This window comes from Marinomonas algarum, from assembly GCF_020532605.1.
Taxonomy (GTDB): Bacteria; Pseudomonadota; Gammaproteobacteria; order Pseudomonadales; family Marinomonadaceae; genus Marinomonas; species Marinomonas algarum.
In genome coordinates this window covers 20,749-38,846 of sequence record NZ_JAJATW010000015.1, presented here as the reverse complement: position 1 = coordinate 38,846, position 18,098 = coordinate 20,749, and the positions used below count along the sequence as shown (strand labels likewise).

The window sequence follows — 18,098 nt, the reverse complement described above, 5'->3', positions numbered from 1 at the left end:
CTTGAAATGTGGTGTGAACGAGCCAGCGGCTCGGTCAGCAAAACGCCTGCTCACGTCCCAGCAAGCAGGTGTTTTGTGTCGCCCGAAGGGCTGACTTCCTAACGTCGATTATTTGCTGACGTTGTAGAAGTAGTGACCGCCAAGTGGGTCAATTTTGTAGCCTTTGACTTCTTTACGAACAGGCTCATACACGATTGAGTGTGCCAACGTGACCCAAGGCGCTTCTCGTTTGAAGACGGCTTGAGACTCTTCGTACAGTTTAGTACGTTCGCCTTTGTCAGAGGTTTGTTTCGCGGCCAACAACAGGTCGTTAAACTCGTCATTACACCACTGGGCACGGTTTGATCCGCCAACACCATCACAACCTAGCAAAACATAGAGGAAGTTATCTGGGTCACCATTATCGCCGGTCCAACCAAGCAACACGGTGTCGTGCTCGCCTTTTTTCGAGCGGTTTAGGTATTCACCCCACTCGTAAGACACGATCTCAGCTTTCACGCCCACTTTAGACCAATCTTCTTGCATGATTTCCGCCATACGACGGGCATTTGGGTTGTACGGACGCTGTACTGGCATCGCCCAAATGTTGGTATCGAAACCGTCTGGGTAACCGGCTTCGGCCAATAATTTTTTCGCTTTGACGGGGTCGTATGGGTAATCGACGATGTCTTTGTTGTACGACCACATAGTCGGTGGAATCGGGTTTTTCGCGGCTTTACCGGCACCTTGGAACACCGCATCGATAATGGCGCTCTTATCGGTTGCTAGGCTCAAGGCTTGGCGAACACGCACATCCGTGAAAGGTTCTTTTTGCGTGTTAAATGCCAAGTAACCGACGTTCAAGCCTTCTTGGCTCATCAAATTGATGTTTGGATCGGATTCCATCTGCTTAAGATCGGCAGGATTTGGGTACGGCATCACATCACATTCGCCCGCTTTTAGCTTGGCGTAACGCACTGAGGCATCTGGTGTGATAGAGAACACCAAGCGATCCACTTTTGCACGGCCTTTCCAGTAATCTTCAAAGGCCACATAGCGAATCAAAGAATCTTTTTGGTATTGGACTTTTTGGAAAGGGCCCGTTCCGACAGGATTGATATCAAGCTGTTCTGGTTTGCCTGCTTTCATCAGCATGTCGGCTTGTTCTTTCGAGAAAATGGACGCGAAATCCATCGCCAAGTTGGCAATAAACGGTGCTTCTGGCTGGTTCAACACGAACTTCACCGTGTAGTCATCAATGCGCACGATATCTTTAACCAGTGTGTCCATGCCCATGCCGGTGTAGTACTCATAAGAGCCACCAGAGACGGTGTGATACGGGTGTTCTTTGTTGCCTTGACGATCGAAGGTGAAAATCACATCGTCGGCATTAAAGTCGCGTGTTGGTTTGAAGTCTTTGGTGGAATGAAACTTCACGCCTTTGCGTAAATGGAAAGTGTATTCAAGGCCATCGCTTGATACTTCGTAGCTTTCAGCCAAGCCCGCTTCGGTTTCTGTGGTGCCTAACTTAAATTCCACCAAACGGTTGAACATATTTTTTGAAGTGGCATCAAAGGTGGTGCCAGAAGTGTAAAACGAAGGGTTGAAGCCTTCAGGGCTCCCTTCAGAACAATAAACCAGTGTGGATGCGGCGTGAGCGGAAGTGCCGATTGCGCCGGCTGCCATGAGTGCAAGCGTTAGTTTTGCTAGCCCTTTTTTCATTGTAACTCTCCATTAACGTCATTATATTTCGTGTCAAACACGTGGGAAGTTGAATCAAGGTGTTCGTTTCTTTTGTGATTTTTTTGAGGGAGGCGGGAAGTCGGTTCAGCCCTACGGTTTAAAACCGCCTTGCCCAGATAGCCATCTGAACAAGGCGACCTTGTCTCATCCGTGAGCCCCCTTAGTTGTATTTTGACAACCTGGTCAACAGACCCTCAAAAAACAACCTTCTTGAAGAGTACTCAAGGCCATTGAAATCACCAATCGAAATAACGACACAGCCTATACGTGGAATGAATACAGAATACGCATAACCCAGCGTAAGGCCTGCTAATAAAGGCTTACAGGAAAATCGACGCGTAAAGAATGTGTAGAAAAAGTGCGTAGAATTTTTATATCAGTAAAAAATAGAAGTGGTTAAATCGGTGAACAACGATATTTAGAGTATTTATGGCGAGCGGTTTCATGGTGTACACCTCCCTCTTTTTATAACAATAAGGGAGGTGTAAAAAGTCGTTGTTAGGCTGTTTGATCAACGTCTTTTTTATCAAAAGCCTTGATCAGTACCGAGGTGTCTTGGCGGCCATGGCCTTCTGCCATGAGGTCTTGGTAACTTTGATCAACGGATTGGGTTAAGGGTAATGCTAGCCCCATTTCTTTTGCTTGGGCTAGGCATATTCCTAAGTCTTTATGCATCCACTCAATGGCAAAGCCAAAGTCAAATTCGTCTTTCGCCATGGTTTCGCCACGATTTTCCAGTTGCCAAGAACCGGCCGCTCCATATTTTAATGTATCGACCAATTTTGCAATGTCTAAGCCCGCAGTTTGTGCGAAACGTATGCCTTCGGATAAGCCTGATAAAACTCCGCCGATCAGAATTTGGTTGACCATTTTTGTCAGTTGGCCGTTACCCACGGGGCCCATTAAGCGAGTGGCTTGAGCGTAGCAGTCAAGTATCGGTTTCGCTTTGTCTAGATCACTTTGTTCACCGCCAATCATCACGGTTAACACGCCGTTAACGGCGCCAGCTTGACCACCGGATACCGGTGCGTCCATAAAGAGAAAACCACGCTCTTGTGCGACTTGATGGAGTTCTTTTGCCACTTCAGCGGACGCTGTGGTGTGATCAATAAATAAGGTGCCCGCTTTAGCCTGTTGAAAAGCACCTTCTTCGCCTAAGTACACAGCACGTAAGTCGTCATCGTTACCGACACAGGTGAGCACAATATCACCGTCTTTTGCAGCAAGAGCGGGCGTCGGAGCCGATGAGCCCGCGTACTCTTTACACCAATTTTGAGCTTTTTCTGCTGAACGATTATAAACCACAACAGAGTGTCCAGCTTTACTGACATGCCCTGCCATTGGGTAACCCATGGTGCCTAATCCGATGAAACTAACTTTCATTGTGTGTGCCCTTTTGCTGAGAATAAAGTGACCTTACACCCTAATGGGAGGCAGCAAAAAAGCAAGGAAATTAATGCGCTGGAATTAAGGTAGAGAGTTGTGAAAAACGCACCCAGTCACCCGCTTCCATGTAAGGGGCGTGCTTTAGTGGTTGATTATAAACGTAAATCCACCCTTTGCCATAAGGCGAAAAAACCCGCTTGCGTAGAAAAACGGACGTTTCCGCATTGTTAGGATCATAACCCTCTAAACGATCCAGTTCTTCCAATGTGGTGTCTGGAATTTTATACCACTCTACTCGAATACGTTCAGTGTTCTCGTGGGCTGGCACGATGGCCGGTGAACCGCCTAAGTCGTGCATGCTGAATCCAGTTAACCACCCCATCCCGATGCGCCTGCCTGTCGACAGCAAGGTGTGGTCGTTGAGTCCTTCTCGTAAGGTGCCATACACGGCAACAATTTGGTAATTGGCCATCATAACTCTCTGTTAATGAGGTTGAAAATTGTACGATGCCTTGATGACGGCGTCATTTCAAGCAACGCCATCGTACATTACGCCTTGATGACAAAACCTTGAGACTATCTTCACACCTGCAGCCTCCGGTTCGCCAAGTAACGAAAAGAAACCTTTGTCAAAGTCGTTAAGCCTTACTAAGATGCGTGCTCTTTTTCAACGCATTTTTTAAGGACAGAGAATGGACTACAGTCTATTTACCGTGAGTTTACTGATTGGTACGGGATTTATTGCCGGGATTATTAATACGTTAGCCGGTGGAGGGTCGAATCTTACTTTGCCAGCTCTGATGGTGATGGGCATGCCCGCAGATATTGCCAATGCAACGAACCGTGTCGGGGTTTTCTTACAAAATGTATCCGCTACGGTAGGGTTTCGTAAGGCAAAAAAACTGGATAATGCGGACATTTTACCGGTGATGATTCCCTCTCTATTAGGCGGTGTGGTCGGTGCTTTTGCGGCAAGTTACGCGCCAGAGACCTGGCTCAAACCACTGCTATTGAGCGCCATGATCGGTATGACGGTGATTATGATTGTGCGCCCTACTTTGATTGCGCCACCAGAAGGCACTATCCCTTTCAAAGTGACTGAGAAGCCCAGCGCGTGGGTCGCATTATTCATTGCCGGTGTGTATGGGGGATTTGTGCAAGCTGGCGTGGGCTTCATTCTTATTGCCGCACTAGCAGGCACATTACGTTATGATTTGGTGCGTACCAATGCACTTAAAATGGTTTGTACATTAGGCTTTACGGCATTGGCACTGGGTGTGTTTATTTGGAATGACCAGATCCTTTGGGTACCGGGACTGATCTTGGCGTCGGGTACTATATTTGGCTCGTATTTAGCCGTAAAGATGGCGATTAAAGCCAACCCTAGTCATTTAAAATGGTTTTTGTTTGTTATGACAGTATGCGGCAGTGCCGCGGCTTTGCTAACAGACTAAGCAAAAATAGTCATAAGGATAAGACATCAAAGCAGAAAGTAGACCACGGCGTTGGGAGCCAATACCGTGGCTTTAAGTCTAAACTTTCTGCGCTATTCTTTCATTTTATCAACCATTTCGACGAACCTTGCTACCCCAGAGGATATCTCTGTGAGGCCATGGGACACTTCGTTGATACTCTCCTGACCATGCAATGCAATGCCATTAACGGAACGTAAGATGCCGTCCATGTCATTGATCAAACGGTGGTTGTTGTCGACGACTTCAGTGATTTCGGCTGTGGCGGCAGCGGTAGAGCTGGCCAGCTTACGAACTTCGTCGGCAACGACAGAGAACCCCCGCCCTGCTTCCCCAGCGCGTGCCGCCTCAATCGCCGCATTCAGAGCCAGTAAGTTCGTTTGATCCGCAATAGAACGAATCGTCACAACAATATCGGCAATATTCTTAGACTGTGCTTGAAGCTGTTCACCCGTTTCCGCAGCGACTCGGACTTTTTCTGCAATTTCTGCAGAAGTGCGAACTGAAGCGTCTAATATTTCCACCGCGTTTGAGGAAACCTGACTGGTTTCTTCGGATGTGGCCGCAGCAAGCTCAATCGCCAGCATGGAATTATTGATGCGTGTCGTAATGTCTGCAGCAAATTTAATGACTTTTGTAACACGGCCTTTGTCATCAAAAATGGGGTTGTAGGTGGCCTCTAACCAGACGACCTTGCCGTCTTTGTCAAAACGTTGAAAGCGCCCAAAGGAATGCTGGCCACGGGACAGATCCGCCCAGAAATGAGGGTTTTCACGATAGAACTTATCATCACAGAAGATTTTATGTTCCTTCCCTTGAATTTCTTCAAGGTCGTACTTCATAAGCGTTAGGAAGTTGGTGTTGGCGTAAAGAATTTTACCTGTTGGATCAAACTCAATCATCGCCATAGAGCGATTTAATGCTTTTAGAACGGCATTTTTACTTTCTAGCGAAGATTGAATGTCTGTAATGTCGTTGGCAATCTTCAAAATCTTGGTGATACGACCATCATGATCGGCAACAGGGAAGTAACTGGCTTCTAGGTGAATGGGTTGTTTGCTTTTGGTGAAACGCAGGAAAGTACCGTTTTTGGCCTCGCCCGCTTTTAAAGCGCGCCAAAAATCTTTGTATTCGGCTGAATTGGCGTATTCATGGTCACAGAACATGCGGTGATGTTGGCCAATGACTTCTTCAGCGCGGTATCCGACAATGTCTAGAAAAAGTGTATTGGCGTCTAAAATGATACCGTCAGTATTAAAGCTGATACAGGCAGTATTTTGTTTGATGGCGGCAAGTTCTGCACTGCATTGATTCTGTCCCGTTTCTTGGGCATTTTCTTTCTTGGTTTCTTCGGATTTTCGTTTAAAAAACATGTTGGCCGCCTTTTGTAACGGTTTGTAGTGTGCCTAGATAGTAGTTCATTATGCGAAGCATTAGAACTAAGAGATGCCACCTGGTGTGATTAAAGTGTGGTGTAACGCATAGGTTAGCGACGTGAAAAAGCGCCCTAAATAGATTTGTCCCTCTCTGTAATGTCACTGTCATCTTTATGCTTTTTACTTTATGTACAGTCTAAGGTAACGATAGTAGGGAAATGTTATGTCCTCAATCCCAGTGGTGTTGACACTTCAGGAGCCGGTGTCTTTTCTTCTGAACGAAGTGGAAACACACTGCCATCTGGTGGCGCTCTTTTTCAGCTCCAGCTCGATTACCTTGCTGCCTAGCTTGCGTGGTCGACGTGGTTATGTACAAACATTACGTGAAAAAGCCGACTTGGAAGTCACGCGGTTATTAGCACAACGCAAAAACAACAGTCGTTACCATGCTCAAGTCACCGGTATGCATGCGTTGGCGTTAGCGCTGGAAATGATGACCAAGCACTGTTTCGACTGTGTCAGAGAAGGCACCTTGAGTGCAAGTTTTGAGCATCCAGCGAAAGAGGAAGCAGGCAAACTGGTCAAACGTGTTCGTCGAGCATTGCGCTTAGTAAAAGCCGGTTTGGCCGACAATCGCCGTCGTACAGGGATCAAGTTAGGACGTCGCACTCACAAACTGCTCGCCAGTTATAACGATTTACAAAGCAAAACCTTACAGGCGAAAGCAATCTTAAGCGACGATCAGCTGCAAGCCGCCGTACTCAGTAATCTTGGTGTGAAGCGTCTTATTGAGCAACTGAGTGTTGTGGGCGATGCCTTAATCAAGACCGATTTGGGTCAGGTCGCTAACCTTGATAATTACCCACATCTGTTAGACAGCGCGAACAATTTGAACTACCACTTACGAGATTTAAAAGTCCGGCGTTTGGCATTAACCCGTTCAGGCAGTGCCATTGCCGCGATTACTCACAAGGATCAATCGGGCAAAAATGTGTTAGCAGTCTATAAAGAGGGCGACCGTGCTAAGATCGATGAAGAAGTAGCTGGCGTCAACCATTGGCGCAATATCGATCCTAAACTGGCACCGAGTGTGCTGTCACAACAGGGCGATTCCGATGAACAGGCGTCGTTACTGATCGAGCATATCCCTGGGAAAACCTTAGAAGCTCTCTTACTTAATGGCGACCAAGACGGCACTCAGGCCGCATTAAAGGCGTTGTTTAAGACGTTAAATCAAACTTGGAAAGCCAGTTTTACCCTAGAAACGTGCAACGCCAATTTCATGAAGCAACTGCAAAAGCGCATCGGTGACAGTCGCAAAGTACACCCTGAATTTTTCAAAGAAGAGGAGCGTATTTGCGGTTACGTGAGTCGCGGATTCGACGAATTAGTACAAGACGTTGCCAAGCAAGAAACCCTATGGCGCGCGCCCTTTTCCGTGCTCACGCATGGGGATTTTAATGTCGATAATGTGATTTACGACGACGCGGAAAAGCGCGTGTATTTTATCGATTTGCACCGCGCTGCTTACTTTGATTATGTGCAAGATTTGTCGGTGCTCATGGTGTCGATTTATCGCTTACAAGTATTGAGCGGCGACACGCGAACGCAAATGATGGACAGCGCCAAAGCCGTGTATCGATTTGGTCAGCGCTTTGCTAAACGCCAGCAAGACGACCGGTTTGAACTGCGCTTAGCCGCGGGGTTGGCGCGCTCGTTTGCGACCTCGACGCGTTTTATATTTGATAAAAAACTGGCCTCTCGTATGCATTTGCGAGCGCGTTATTTGCTGCACAGATTGTCCAGCTTAACGCCCGAACAGGCCCAGACATTTACCCTACCATTAAAGGAACTGTATGTTGAATAAGCCACGAATTGGGGTCATTGGTATTCCAGGAAAATGGTCGACAGAAGTCTTGGCGGATCGCTTAGAAGAGCGCACTGGCTTTCGTGCGGTGATCGACATGAGCCAAGTGGAACTGCGCCTCGATACTCAACAACTTATGTATCAAGGGTTGGATCTGATGACCCTCGACGGCTTGATCATCAAGAAAATCAGTGAGACCTATTCCCCCGCCACAGAAGATCGCATTCATTTGCTGTCTTACGCAGAGCGTGCCGGCGTCAAACTGTTCAGCCCGACCCACAGTGTCGGTAACTTGGTCAATCGCCTAAGCGGCACCCTCGCTTTGCAACAAGGCAACATCCCTATGCCGAAAACACGCATTACTGAAAGTGCTGAGCAGGCGTTTGCAACGGTACGGGAATTTGGTTCGGCGATTTTAAAGCCCCTGTATTCAACAAAAGCGCGTGGCATGATCATATTAACTCCCGCCGACAGTGACGAGGTGGTACGAGACGCCTTAGAAAAATACCGCCATACCCAAAGTATTTACTATATTCAACAAACGGTGGAGCTCGATGGTCGAGATCTCGGCATGGTCTTCATTGGTGGTGAGTATCTGTGTACTTATGCCCGTGTTGGCAATAAAGACGCTTGGAACACCACCATCAACAGTGGCGGCAAATACGAATTGTTCGAGCCCGATGCGGATTTGATCGAACTGGGGCGACGCGCTCAATCTTGCTACGATCTCAGCTTCACCACGGTCGACATCGCCCTGACAAACCAAGGCCCTGTGGTGTTTGAAGTGTCTGCGTTTGGTGGCTTTAAAGGCGCCCTAGAAGGATGCAACATCGACGCCGCCAGTGCTTACGCCACCTATGTTTTACAGTCATGTGGCTTGTCGGAGGGAACACAACCATGATCAAAGCCTTATTAAATTTACCTCATGTGGACGACGCTCTGAGTCGCTGTACTAACACGATTCAGCTGGCGTTTGCGGATTTGAGTATCACAGTTCATTCTAATGAAACCATGTTGCTTGCAGGGATCGCTGATTATTACCGTAGCTATTTAAAGTTACCCACCACGTTAAAGCTACCCGCCACGTTAAAGCAAACCACCGCCCCCACCACGGCACTGCAGGTGTTTGCCATAGAGCAAGACGCGGTGGGTGAGGAACTTAATTGGCTCGACGTGCCGCGTGAAGCCGGTAAGCAGGGACGAAAAGAAGGCTACCTTGATGTGGAAGGCGGTCGCTGGATTAAGAAATTCAAAACCGGTATGGTGTTTTTGCAACGCCCTGATCAGGTCGTTGCAGTGGGACCTTGTTCAGCCAATGTGGCACAAATCATCAATTTTATTAACAACCAATTTTTGAACCACTATTTGCGCCAAGGATTCTCTTTAGGTCATGCATCGGGCTTCAGTGTAAAAGGCGAAGTGACCGCCATAGCGGCGGGCTCTGGTGGTGGTAAATCGACGCTGATGCTGCGTTGTTTGGAAAACCCAGAGCGAAATTTTTTAACCAATGACCGGATTTTAATCAAAAAAACGGCTCAGGGTACCGCCACCATGGGGCTGGCTAAGTTACCCAGAGTGAACCCTGGTACCTTGTTGCACGCGGATCGCTTGCGTCATATTTTGCCCGAAGCGCGCCAAGCCGCATTACGCGAGATGCCACAAAGCGAGCTTTGGTCATTAGAAGAAAAATACGACGTGCAAATTGAAGACGAATACGGCGCAGATCGCGTGTGTTTGACGGGGCATTTATCGCGCTTGGTTATGTTGGATTGGTCGTTAAACAGCCCTGAACCAACGTGTTTGGAACGAGTTGATCTGGCCACACAGCCCGATGTGATCGAAGGATTACGCAAGCGTCCAGGGCCTTTTTACCAAGACAACGAAGGCGTATTTGCAGATTTGAACGCCATAGATTCAGTCGCTCATTACGCTGATGAACTGGCGAACGTAACCGTGTATCGGTTGACGGGCAAAATCGACTTTGATCGCGCGTATGAACTGATCGCTGCTTTGGATCCAGCATGATTGCTTTTATCCGCCACGGAGCATACGAGCAATTAAAGAAGGTACCGAGCGCCCTACAACCCTTTCCGTTGACGCCTGAAGGGGAACAGGAAGTGCGGCGCCAAGCGAGGGCGTTTGGGGCGTGGCTAGCGGAGCAAGGCTTGCGTTTAGAGGCTCAAGTGGATGCCTCGACTTTGTTGCGTGCATGGCAAACAGCAAGCCTCTATGTGGAAGAGTTGAGCGAGTTTTTTGACGACGCGCCTATGATCGCGTCTTTTCCTGCATTGTGCGAGCGCAGCGTGGGCGCGGTGGCCAACTTGTCGATTGATGAAATAGAGCGCATTTTAGCGCTCGATCCAAGATTTGATGCTCCTCCCGCTCATTGGAAGTCTGACAGTCATTATTGCCTGCCATTTGATGGCGCGGAGTCCTTATGGCAAGCGGGCGAACGGGTGGCCAGCCACGTACGGGGCTGGCAACAGCACGCTGGTGATAACGGCCGTATTAAGCTGTTTGTTGGCCATGGCGCGTCAATACGACACGCGGCTTGTCATTTAAATGTCATAGAATTTTGCGATATTAAACGGCTTAGCATGTTTTATGGTCATCCTATTGTGTTTGAGTTTATAGAAGGGAAACCCACAGTGAACTGTTTTGGTGACTGGAAGCAGCGTCAAATTCATGATGTCCCTGACTGATATTTTTACACAACACGTGATTTGCACGCCCACATTACAAAGGTAATTAACCGATGAAAAGTCCTCTCCCTTGTGTTTTCGATCACCCTAATCACGCGGACATTACGACTCGATTACCGAGTGAGTGGGCACCGTGGCCGCGGGACGACAGCTCGGTCAATCATCATGTGTTGTCCACGAGTAAAACGCCATCGCGGTTTAAAAAGAACAAGCTACGCTGGCCAAAGCGCCCCGTCGTGTTTATTTCTGATCCCCATGCCGATGCTGAGGCATTCGAAGCGTCTCTCATTGCAGCGGGTGTGGCCGAGCGTAAGAAAAAAGCCGCTTTAGGTCAGCTGACGTTAACCAAAAAAGGGCGTCGCACCGACATCATAGTTGGTGGTGATTGCCTCGATAAGGGACCCAGTAATCTCACCTTACTGCGCAGCGTGAAGCAGTTGTACAAACTCAAAGCTCGCGTGACCTTACTGGCGGGCAATCATGACTTGCGTTTGTTGATGGGTTTGTTGGCGCTGGCGCGGAAAAAAGACATAGGCAACCAGCACTTTTTTGTCCGCATGGGCAAAAAGGTCGTGCCCTTGTTTCGAGAAGTGTTTGACGAGTATCTAGCAGATACTAAGTGGGACAAAAAAATTCCCGACGAAGATACCTGCCGTACGTTGCTGTTTCCTGGCGATGATTGGTTCAAAGAGTTTCCTTTTCATGCGGCGGGCTTTTTAACCGTAGAGGGTATCGATCGTGAAGTGCGCAAAATGGCATCGAAAAATCACAGCTTTGAAAAACACTGCTTGGCAGCGGGGTTGAGTTTGCGTCAGGTGTACGCTACTTCGTTGAAATGCCAGCAGTTATTTTTACACAAAAAAGGCGAGTTCAACTGGTTCTTCCGCAAAATGGCGCTGGTGGCAAAGCGCGGGTCTTTTTTGTTCTTGCACGCTGGGCTTGACGACAGTATGGCGCAAATGCTGCTCAAAAATGGTACCCAATACGCCAATAAAGCGTTTCACCGTAATTTAAAGCGCCGTGATTTGTTCAGCTTTTACTACAGTTCCATTGCCAATACCTTTCGTACCAAGTACCGCGACGCAGACTTGCCTTTGACAGCGCGTGGCGTCGATGCGATTCATAAAGCTGGGATTCATGTGGTGGTACAAGGCCATATTAACCGTCAGCAAGGACAACGTGTGGCGATCAAAAAAGGCTTGGTACACGTGGAAGCCGACATTACGTTGGACTCTCATTCTCGTAAAGTCGAAGGGTTAGACAGCTATGGTATTGGTGCAACCTTAATTGACAAAACCACTGGCATTGTCGGATTGAGCTGTGATTATCCAACGGCCAAAGTGATGAGTGCGAACGAATTAAAAGGCATTTACGAGTAAATGGTATGAAATCAAAAACCGAATTCAAATACGAAGCGTTACTAGACACCAACGATATTCAAGATGTGTTAAAAGCCCTTTCGAAAGGTCTAGGCAAAGGTAAGCTGGCGTTCAGTGATGAAAAAGAAGGGACGCTTCAGTTAGATCCTAAGGGGTTGATGCGACTAAAAGTGACGGCGTCGGAAGACGAAGACAGCCAACAGTTTGACATCAAAGTACGTTGGGAAAAACGCCCTAAACGCCTGAATAAAACGGCGCCGAGCATTCGATCATAGTATTTATACGGTCAGTCAGTAGAAGATAAATACTGATACACTTTTGTGTCGTTCTGAACTTTTCCTGTTTTAATATGTTAACACCGACCCCCAAGCAATTGACGAATCTCTCGCCATTGCTCTATTTTAAAAGGGTATCGAATCGACATAAACGCAAAACACGGAGGTCACCATGTACAAACGACTATTATTGATCATTGGTTTGTTATGCTCGTCCGTGTCTTATTCTGCAGGGTCGTCTATTAATGAATTGAATTCTTGCTTGGCGCTGGTCGATTTTGTTGACATCAAGTTGTCTGAGTTTAGCCCGAATTACGACCCGCAAGACATTGCTGTCGTTCACAAAGGCCTATTTATGTACAGCCGTTTCTTACAAGATGAGGTGATTACGCCAAAACTTGTGCACATGTATGGCGGCAATAAAACCCAAGCGAGGCTGATGCAAAAACTCTTCGATCGACAACGCAAAACCTTTTTGCTCCATCTTAATGAGCGCTATACCGAACAAAAACTGTTCACTGAGTACGCGGATAGTATCAATCAGTGTCAGATTCGTAACCCCGTTCGAACCGAGGCGACAGAAGCACTGGGTCGTGCACTTGATACGATTAAGCGCATGATAAGCACTCGTCCTCTAGCCTAATAGGGGCGGTTAAAACCCACTTGGCTGATCGATGAGATCGGCAGTCGATAACAGGTGCTGCTCGTTCAAGTAATTCAGCAGTTCTGTATTCACGTCATGTTGAATATTGGGCAGTCCTTGGTTGCCAAAAATTCGATTGATTTCAATCACGTAAGGCACAGAGCCGACCATGGCGATGTCGAATCCGGCATGGTTGATGTCCAACGATTCGGCGAGGAAGGTCACGAGATCCTGGGCTTCTTTGGGGATCAAGGCGACTTCCACCTGACCACCTTGGCTGATGTTGTTATGAAAGCCATTATCTGACTGCAAACGCCAGTAGCCACTGACAATTTTATTGCCCACCCAAATAACGCGCATATCACGATCAATTGGTAAATATTCTTGTGCGTACAGCACGTCGGTTTTTTCTACGTAATCACGCCATTGGCCAATGGTGTCGATCAAAAATACCCCATTGCCCATGCTGCTGCGCGGGATTTTGGCCACAAAGGGCGTGTGCATTTCGTCCCAAATTCGCTCGGCTTCATAGGGCGTATTGGCTGCGATCAAGGTGTACGGGTGTTGTTGATGTGCGACGGTGTTAAAAGTACGTGTCATCTCAATTTTGTCATGGCCAATTAGGTAAGACGCCATACTGGGAAAAATACGTTTTTTGAGGCCACAGGTGAGGGCTGTCAGTTGCCAATATTGTGGGAACAGTAACCAATCTGCCGCTTTAATTTCCTCTAAATGGTCGTACATCGCTTCGGGTTTTATGTAACGAACGTGAGGTAAGTGGAGCGTTCTTAGGGCGTCAAAAGAGATGATTTTCATGGCGTGTTATCAGTTGCTAAACAGGCCGCGATTGTGCGGCCTGTTGCACAAAAAAGAAACTCTTTTTTGTGGGTTTTACGGACTATTTTTGTAAGCATCTGGCACTTTGCGCAGGCGTCGAATCGAGTCGAAAATCAGTATGGCTAAGGCCGACCAAATCAACACAAAAGTAGTAAGCTTTTCTGAACTGAGAGGCTCGTCGTAAAGAAAAACCGCCAAGAAAAACATCCCCGTTGGGCCTATGTATTGAAAGAAACCGAGAGTCACCATGCTGACCCGGTTGGCCGCCGCCGCGAAACACATAAGTGGCGCCATGGTCACTGGCCCAGCGGCAAACAATAACCAGTTAACGCTGGCGCTGTTGTCAAAAATATTCGAGGTTGGAGACGGGCTGAGAGTCAAATACATCAGGGCAAATGGCAACATGATGGCCGTTTCAATCGCCATGCCGGTAAAGCTATCAACCGCTATTTTCTTACGTATCAGGCCATAAAAGGCGAAGGTCATGGAGAGTGCCAAGGCGATCCAAGGGAGCGAACCAAATTGTATGATCTCAAACACCACGGCACAAAAGCACAGCAATACCGCGGCTTTACGAATGGTATCGAGCTTTTCCTTAAAGAAAATCACCCCCAATAAAATACTGATCAGCGGGTTAATGTAATAACCCAAACTGGCGCTGAGCATTTGGTTATTTTGCACCGCCCAAATAAAGGTGCCCCAGTTGAAGCCAATCAGGGAAGTGGACACCAGCATAGCGGCCAAAATTTTAGGGGATTTTAAGACGGTGACCAGCGCCTTGCTGTAGCGCAGAATGAAAATAAGCGCTAATACCAATAAAAACGACCAGATAACACGATGAGCCAGAATTTCTTGAGCGGGCACAAACGACATTTCTTTAAAATAAATAGGCGCAATGGCCCATAAAGTAAAGGCCGTTAGGGCATAAAGAACACCACTCTTAGAAGAGGTTTGCATGATATCTATCCTAGCTGGTCAAGATTTGTATTGATTGCAGAGTGTAGCTTAATACTGGGTAAACGGTCAGATTTTTGTACTTTTTAGGGTGTTCAAAAGTCGATTTATTATTGCCTCAGTAAGGGGATGGGTTTAGAGTTAGTTACGTAAATTTACATTAATCGAACTTCGGGGCGGGGTGAAATTCCCCACCGGCGGTATTTTTTCTCGGATGACCTCATCCAGTTAAACAGCCCGCGAGCGCCTTGTGATGTTTCTTATGATATTGAAACAACAAGGGTCAGCAGATCTGGTGAGAAGCCAGAGCCGACGGTTACAGTCCGGATGATAGAAGATCGACCAAGCTTTTAACGCGCCTAGCAATGGGGGTGTTCATGTGTGCTTTTTGAAAGCGCAGTGCTTGGTACTATTCGTTCTCATCACCCCTGTGCATCTTATTCATTGGAGAAAACCAAGATGGCAGGAACATTCTTTATCATGATCGCGTGCTTTACGTGGGCGCTTGATACCTTAATACGCTACCCCTTACTGGGCGCTGGCTATTCTACTTTGCAAATCGTTCTTATCGAACACCTTACCCTCGTGTTGTTTGTCAGTCCTATGCTGTGGCGTTACCGTCATGTGTATCGCCATATGTCGATTAGCGGCTTTTCAAGTTTGTTTTTTATCGGTGGCATTGGCTCGGCCATGGGTACCTTGGCTTTCACGGAAGCTTTTCAATACTTAAACCCTACCGTGGTGATTTTATTGCAAAAACTCCAACCCATTGTGGCCATTTTGCTGGCGTATTGGTTGTTAAAAGAGCGTATTGAAGGGCACTTTGTTCAGTGGGCTGCCGTGATTTTGTTGGGCAGTTTTGTCATGATGTGGCCAGACTTGCGTGTATTGGGCGACGCTCAATGGCACTATTCGAGTGACACGGTGAGCTTGCTAAAGGGCTATGGTTATACTTTGATTGCCGTAACCGCATGGGGCGCGGCCACCGTGTGTGGTAAATACTTATCGCACCAACATATGCCAGCGAATGCCATTATGTCCGGTCGATTTGTCGCTGGATTATTGGTGCTTCTGCCCATGGCGTTGGCGCAGTCAGACAGTTTGTCCATCATGACTTCAGTAGACCTGAGTCTTGTTGTTGTTATGGCCTTACTCAGTGGTTTTATCGGCATGTGGTTTTATTACCAGGGATTGAAAACCGTTCCTGCGCAACTGGCCACGTTGGCCGAGCTGTCCTTTCCCGTCTTCGCCGCCGTCATCAACTGGGTTTTCTTAGACATGAGCCTGACCAGCTATCAAATTATCGGTGGCATGATGCTGATACTCGGTAACATTGGATTGCGCATGAAAGAACTGAGAAGAACAGACTTAAACCCAGTAACGCAGTAAAAAGGCGATCGAAATGGTCTATAGCGCACAAAAACGCACTAGGTTGACGAGCTTCTTTGTACCGTAAGCGTTAACTCAAAACCACAGGCCTGGGCGTATTTTGATAGCGTGGACCAGTTAGGGTTTGCGTTGCCTCTCTCTAATCGACTGATGTTACTTTTTTGAGTATGCATTTTTTCTGCTACTTGTTGTTGCGTCAAGCCAGCTTTAATACGCATGCCAATCAGTTGATCAATGAAGTGAAATTCGTTTTCGAGCTTCTCATATTCAGATTTCACGTCAGGATTTTTGAGAGCTCGTTGTTTCAGGGCTTGAAGACTCATTGTTGAACCTCTTTTTGTCGTTCACGAGCAAGTTTGAGCTCGTTTTTTGGTGTTTTTTGAGACTTTTTAATAAATACATGCAATACATGAATACGGTTGCCTTTGAGGTAGCAAAATAAACCTCGTCCAATCCCTTCCTTGGCCTTGGCTCTTATCTCAAATAGACCGTCACCCATGGCTTGCGTGTGTGGTGGGCCTAAGTTGGCGCCATACTTTTCCATTAATTCGAGTAGTTTAATCATCCGTGCCTGAACCTTAGGCGGCATATTAAGGATTTGATCTTCAACACCCTCATAAAAGTTTATTTCCCAGTCCATAGGTATCCCTTTGTGAAGTTATCATCTATGATAACCTTGCTTGTTGTGGCTGTCTAATATTTAATCGATAAAATCATTCGTCTTTGTCTTCCCATAAACTTCTTTTTTTGTTCCGCAAATGGCCGCTTTTGTTAAGCGGCGTTTGCTTTAGAATGGTTATTTTTTGTCCGTAAGGTCAATGTTAATCGCCTCTTCATAATGTTGATGGCTTGTGTATTAAGGAAGCCTGATGCCTCGTTCTTCGTCTTTTTCATCGGTTGCTGAGCCTAAAACCCAGTGGTTAGAAGTGATTCTGCTGTGGATCGCAGGGGTGTCTGCGGCGATGCAGTTTGCTAAGTTTTCGATCTCGTTCGATACTCTGTTGTCCCATTACGACATGGGCGCTACGTCCACCGGTGCGGCATTGTCAGCTGTTGGGTTGGCGGGGCTCATTTTCGGCGTATCTGCCGGTATGATCGCCAGCCGTGTCGGTTATTTAAAAGTGCTGGTGGGTGCCTTGTTACTCGGGGGCACCTTGTCATTGATCCAGTCGAGATTGCCCTCTTTTGATTTTTTATTGATAACCCGTCTGTTGGAAGGTTTTTCTCAGTTGGGTGTGGTGGTGACCGCGCCAACACTCATCGCCAAACTCAGTGCTCCCCAGCACAGATCCTTAACCATGGGTCTATGGGGGACGTTTTTTGGTGTCGCGTTCGCGGTGAGTGGTTGGATTGGTAAAGGTTTACTGGATAACTTGGGGTTGCAGGCGGTGTTTTTAGGTCACAGCCTGTTGATTTTCACCATGGGCATCGTGCTGTTTTTCATGTTAAGAAAACACCCTGTATTGAATTTATTGCCTGTCACCGGCACTCAGGCAGGCTTTTTGACGCAAATGCTGCAAGTGTATCGCAATCCTCGTTCCCTGTTACCAAGCTGCGTATTTCTGTTTTACACCTTCACATTGGTCTCTGTGTTGACCTATGTCCCGAGTCTGGTGGGCAATGCCTCGCTGACCGCTTGGATGTTGATTGTCCTGCCGCTGGTCAGCACCTGTGGAACCTTCTTGGCAGGCGCCATCGCGCAATATGTCATGAAGCCTCAGCGGGTTGCCCTGCTGGCGTATTCAGGGGTGGCGGTAGGCATCAGTTGTGCGTTTGTGATGAGTGGCACGGCGTGGATATTTTTTATGGCGATTGGCGTCGTGGTGTTGTGCTTAGGCATGGTGTCTGGCTCGTCGCTGGCGATGATTCCAATCTTGGCACGCAGCCCCAATGAGCAAGCACAGAGCTATGGTTTGTTGGCGCAATTTGGCAATCTAGGGGGAACGATTGGGCCTCCTGCGTTTGCGACGGCCATTGCCACATACGGTTTATCTGGCTTAGTGGTGCTTGTCTTGTGCGTGTGTGTATGCGGCGTGTCTTTTAGTGTGTTGTCAGGTCGAATTCAGACCGCTTCTTAATATGGCCCTCTCTCTTTT

The 18,098-nt window shown here is 47.5% G+C and carries 18 protein-coding genes, 1 pseudogene and 1 riboswitch; of the genes and pseudogenes, 10 read left to right on the top strand and 9 right to left on the bottom strand.

All coding sequences use genetic code 11. From position 1 onward, the window contains the following. Positions 1 to 108: 108 nt before the first annotated feature. The 3 genes from LG368_RS10660 to LG368_RS10650 all read right to left on the bottom strand — a co-directional run bounded on the left by LG368_RS10660 (position 109) and on the right by LG368_RS10650 (position 3,583). Entirely contained in the window at positions 109 to 1,701 is a 1,593-nt protein-coding gene (locus tag LG368_RS10660) for an ABC transporter substrate-binding protein (RefSeq protein WP_226754705.1), read from the bottom strand. A 519-nt stretch (positions 1,702 to 2,220) separates the two neighbouring features. Next, entirely contained in the window at positions 2,221 to 3,105 is an 885-nt protein-coding gene (locus LG368_RS10655; protein ID WP_226754704.1) for an NAD(P)-dependent oxidoreductase, read from the bottom strand. Between the two features lie 70 nt (positions 3,106 to 3,175). After that, complete coding sequence (locus LG368_RS10650) at positions 3,176 to 3,583, bottom strand: gamma-glutamylcyclotransferase family protein (RefSeq protein ID WP_226754703.1); 408 nt, start codon at positions 3,581 to 3,583, stop codon at positions 3,176 to 3,178. A 217-nt stretch (positions 3,584 to 3,800) separates the two neighbouring features. On the opposite strand from LG368_RS10650, the gene LG368_RS10645 reads away from it, so the two are divergent. Continuing rightward, the gene (locus LG368_RS10645) at positions 3,801 to 4,562 is read left to right on the top strand and encodes a sulfite exporter TauE/SafE family protein (protein WP_226754702.1); all 762 of its coding nucleotides are present in this window, start codon (positions 3,801 to 3,803) and stop codon (positions 4,560 to 4,562) included. Positions 4,563 to 4,654: 92 nt separating this feature from the next. Here LG368_RS10645 and LG368_RS15625 read toward each other — a convergent pair whose 3' ends face one another. After that, a complete protein-coding gene (locus LG368_RS15625) occupies positions 4,655 to 5,167 on the bottom strand; it encodes a methyl-accepting chemotaxis protein (RefSeq protein WP_420827966.1) in 513 nt (170 codons plus the stop codon). Between the two features lie 21 nt (positions 5,168 to 5,188). Further along, positions 5,189 to 5,953: pseudogene (locus LG368_RS15620) on the bottom strand (PAS domain-containing protein); the annotation flags it as partial. Between the two features lie 226 nt (positions 5,954 to 6,179). On the opposite strand from LG368_RS15620, the gene LG368_RS10630 reads away from it, so the two are divergent. The 7 genes from LG368_RS10630 (at position 6,180) to LG368_RS10600 (ending at position 12,822) form a co-directional block, all read left to right on the top strand. Beyond that, positions 6,180 to 7,823, top strand: a complete 1,644-nt coding sequence (locus LG368_RS10630) for an ecdysteroid 22-kinase family protein (RefSeq protein ID WP_226754701.1) — start codon at positions 6,180 to 6,182, stop codon at positions 7,821 to 7,823. Beyond that, positions 7,816 to 8,724 carry a GAK system ATP-grasp enzyme gene (locus LG368_RS10625; protein ID WP_420827965.1) on the top strand — a complete coding sequence of 303 codons (909 nt, stop codon included), beginning with the start codon at positions 7,816 to 7,818 and terminating at the stop codon, positions 8,722 to 8,724. Before LG368_RS10630 ends, LG368_RS10625 begins: the two co-directional genes overlap by 8 nt. Then, positions 8,721 to 9,848 (top strand): HprK-related kinase B, encoded by a 1,128-nt coding sequence (locus LG368_RS10620; RefSeq protein ID WP_226754699.1) that lies wholly within the window; start codon positions 8,721 to 8,723, stop codon positions 9,846 to 9,848. The genes LG368_RS10625 and LG368_RS10620 overlap by 4 nt, the downstream gene beginning before the upstream one ends. Beyond that, on the top strand, positions 9,845 to 10,525 hold the full coding sequence (locus tag LG368_RS10615; RefSeq protein ID WP_226754698.1) for a histidine phosphatase family protein: 681 nt from the start codon (positions 9,845 to 9,847) through the stop codon (positions 10,523 to 10,525). Before LG368_RS10620 ends, LG368_RS10615 begins: the two co-directional genes overlap by 4 nt. A 53-nt stretch (positions 10,526 to 10,578) precedes the next feature. Further along, positions 10,579 to 11,904, top strand: a complete 1,326-nt coding sequence (locus tag LG368_RS10610; RefSeq protein WP_226754697.1) for a metallophosphoesterase family protein — start codon at positions 10,579 to 10,581, stop codon at positions 11,902 to 11,904. Positions 11,905 to 11,909: 5 nt separating this feature from the next. Further along, positions 11,910 to 12,179, top strand: coding sequence for an amphi-Trp domain-containing protein (locus LG368_RS10605; RefSeq protein WP_226754696.1), 270 nt, complete (start codon positions 11,910 to 11,912; stop codon positions 12,177 to 12,179). A 172-nt stretch (positions 12,180 to 12,351) separates the two neighbouring features. Then, positions 12,352 to 12,822: a hypothetical protein gene (locus LG368_RS10600; protein WP_226754695.1), complete on the top strand. Its 471-nt coding sequence runs from the start codon at positions 12,352 to 12,354 to the stop codon at positions 12,820 to 12,822. Positions 12,823 to 12,831: 9 nt separating this feature from the next. Here the strand turns inward: LG368_RS10600 and LG368_RS10595 are convergent, their stop codons facing one another. After that, positions 12,832 to 13,638: an ATP-grasp domain-containing protein gene (locus LG368_RS10595; protein WP_226754694.1), complete on the bottom strand. Its 807-nt coding sequence runs from the start codon at positions 13,636 to 13,638 to the stop codon at positions 12,832 to 12,834. 75 nt (positions 13,639 to 13,713) lie between these two features. Continuing rightward, positions 13,714 to 14,616 carry an EamA family transporter RarD gene (rarD, locus tag LG368_RS10590; protein ID WP_264194036.1) on the bottom strand — a complete coding sequence of 301 codons (903 nt, stop codon included), beginning with the start codon at positions 14,614 to 14,616 and terminating at the stop codon, positions 13,714 to 13,716. A 160-nt stretch (positions 14,617 to 14,776) separates the two neighbouring features. Then, positions 14,777 to 14,956: riboswitch (FMN riboswitch) on the top strand. A gap of 116 nt (positions 14,957 to 15,072) precedes the next feature. Between rarD and LG368_RS10585 the strand changes: the two genes are divergently transcribed. Then, a complete protein-coding gene (locus tag LG368_RS10585) occupies positions 15,073 to 16,002 on the top strand; it encodes a DMT family transporter (RefSeq protein ID WP_226754693.1) in 930 nt (309 codons plus the stop codon). A 38-nt stretch (positions 16,003 to 16,040) separates the two neighbouring features. Here LG368_RS10585 and LG368_RS10580 read toward each other — a convergent pair whose 3' ends face one another. Next, positions 16,041 to 16,325 (bottom strand): helix-turn-helix domain-containing protein, encoded by a 285-nt coding sequence (locus tag LG368_RS10580; protein ID WP_226754692.1) that lies wholly within the window; start codon positions 16,323 to 16,325, stop codon positions 16,041 to 16,043. After that, positions 16,322 to 16,642 (bottom strand): type II toxin-antitoxin system RelE/ParE family toxin, encoded by a 321-nt coding sequence (locus LG368_RS10575; protein WP_226754691.1) that lies wholly within the window; start codon positions 16,640 to 16,642, stop codon positions 16,322 to 16,324. Before LG368_RS10575 ends, LG368_RS10580 begins: the two co-directional genes overlap by 4 nt. 229 nt (positions 16,643 to 16,871) lie before the next feature. On the opposite strand from LG368_RS10575, the gene LG368_RS10570 reads away from it, so the two are divergent. Beyond that, the gene (locus LG368_RS10570; protein ID WP_226754690.1) at positions 16,872 to 18,080 is read left to right on the top strand and encodes an MFS transporter; all 1,209 of its coding nucleotides are present in this window, start codon (positions 16,872 to 16,874) and stop codon (positions 18,078 to 18,080) included. Positions 18,081 to 18,098: the final 18 nt, after the last annotated feature.

What these genes read in the sequence shown, in the direction of transcription:
- LG368_RS10660 (WP_226754705.1), bottom strand. Translation starts at nt 1,701, where the DNA reads ATGAAAAAAGGGCTAGCAAAACTAACGCTTGCACTCATGGCAGCCGGC.
- LG368_RS10655 (WP_226754704.1), bottom strand. Translation starts at nt 3,105, where the DNA reads ATGAAAGTTAGTTTCATCGGATTAGGCACCATGGGTTACCCAATGGCA.
- LG368_RS10650 (WP_226754703.1), bottom strand. Translation starts at nt 3,583, where the DNA reads ATGATGGCCAATTACCAAATTGTTGCCGTGTATGGCACCTTACGAGAA.
- LG368_RS10645 (WP_226754702.1), top strand. Translation starts at nt 3,801, where the DNA reads ATGGACTACAGTCTATTTACCGTGAGTTTACTGATTGGTACGGGATTT.
- LG368_RS15625 (WP_420827966.1), bottom strand. Translation starts at nt 5,167, where the DNA reads ATGCTGGCGATTGAGCTTGCTGCGGCCACATCCGAAGAAACCAGTCAG.
- LG368_RS10630 (WP_226754701.1), top strand. Translation starts at nt 6,180, where the DNA reads ATGTCCTCAATCCCAGTGGTGTTGACACTTCAGGAGCCGGTGTCTTTT.
- LG368_RS10620 (WP_226754699.1), top strand. Translation starts at nt 8,721, where the DNA reads ATGATCAAAGCCTTATTAAATTTACCTCATGTGGACGACGCTCTGAGT.
- LG368_RS10615 (WP_226754698.1), top strand. Translation starts at nt 9,845, where the DNA reads ATGATTGCTTTTATCCGCCACGGAGCATACGAGCAATTAAAGAAGGTA.
- LG368_RS10610 (WP_226754697.1), top strand. Translation starts at nt 10,579, where the DNA reads ATGAAAAGTCCTCTCCCTTGTGTTTTCGATCACCCTAATCACGCGGAC.
- LG368_RS10605 (WP_226754696.1), top strand. Translation starts at nt 11,910, where the DNA reads ATGAAATCAAAAACCGAATTCAAATACGAAGCGTTACTAGACACCAAC.
- LG368_RS10600 (WP_226754695.1), top strand. Translation starts at nt 12,352, where the DNA reads ATGTACAAACGACTATTATTGATCATTGGTTTGTTATGCTCGTCCGTG.
- LG368_RS10595 (WP_226754694.1), bottom strand. Translation starts at nt 13,638, where the DNA reads ATGAAAATCATCTCTTTTGACGCCCTAAGAACGCTCCACTTACCTCAC.
- rarD (WP_264194036.1), bottom strand. Translation starts at nt 14,616, where the DNA reads ATGCAAACCTCTTCTAAGAGTGGTGTTCTTTATGCCCTAACGGCCTTT.
- LG368_RS10585 (WP_226754693.1), top strand. Translation starts at nt 15,073, where the DNA reads ATGGCAGGAACATTCTTTATCATGATCGCGTGCTTTACGTGGGCGCTT.
- LG368_RS10580 (WP_226754692.1), bottom strand. Translation starts at nt 16,325, where the DNA reads ATGAGTCTTCAAGCCCTGAAACAACGAGCTCTCAAAAATCCTGACGTG.
- LG368_RS10575 (WP_226754691.1), bottom strand. Translation starts at nt 16,642, where the DNA reads ATGGACTGGGAAATAAACTTTTATGAGGGTGTTGAAGATCAAATCCTT.
- LG368_RS10570 (WP_226754690.1), top strand. Translation starts at nt 16,872, where the DNA reads ATGCCTCGTTCTTCGTCTTTTTCATCGGTTGCTGAGCCTAAAACCCAG.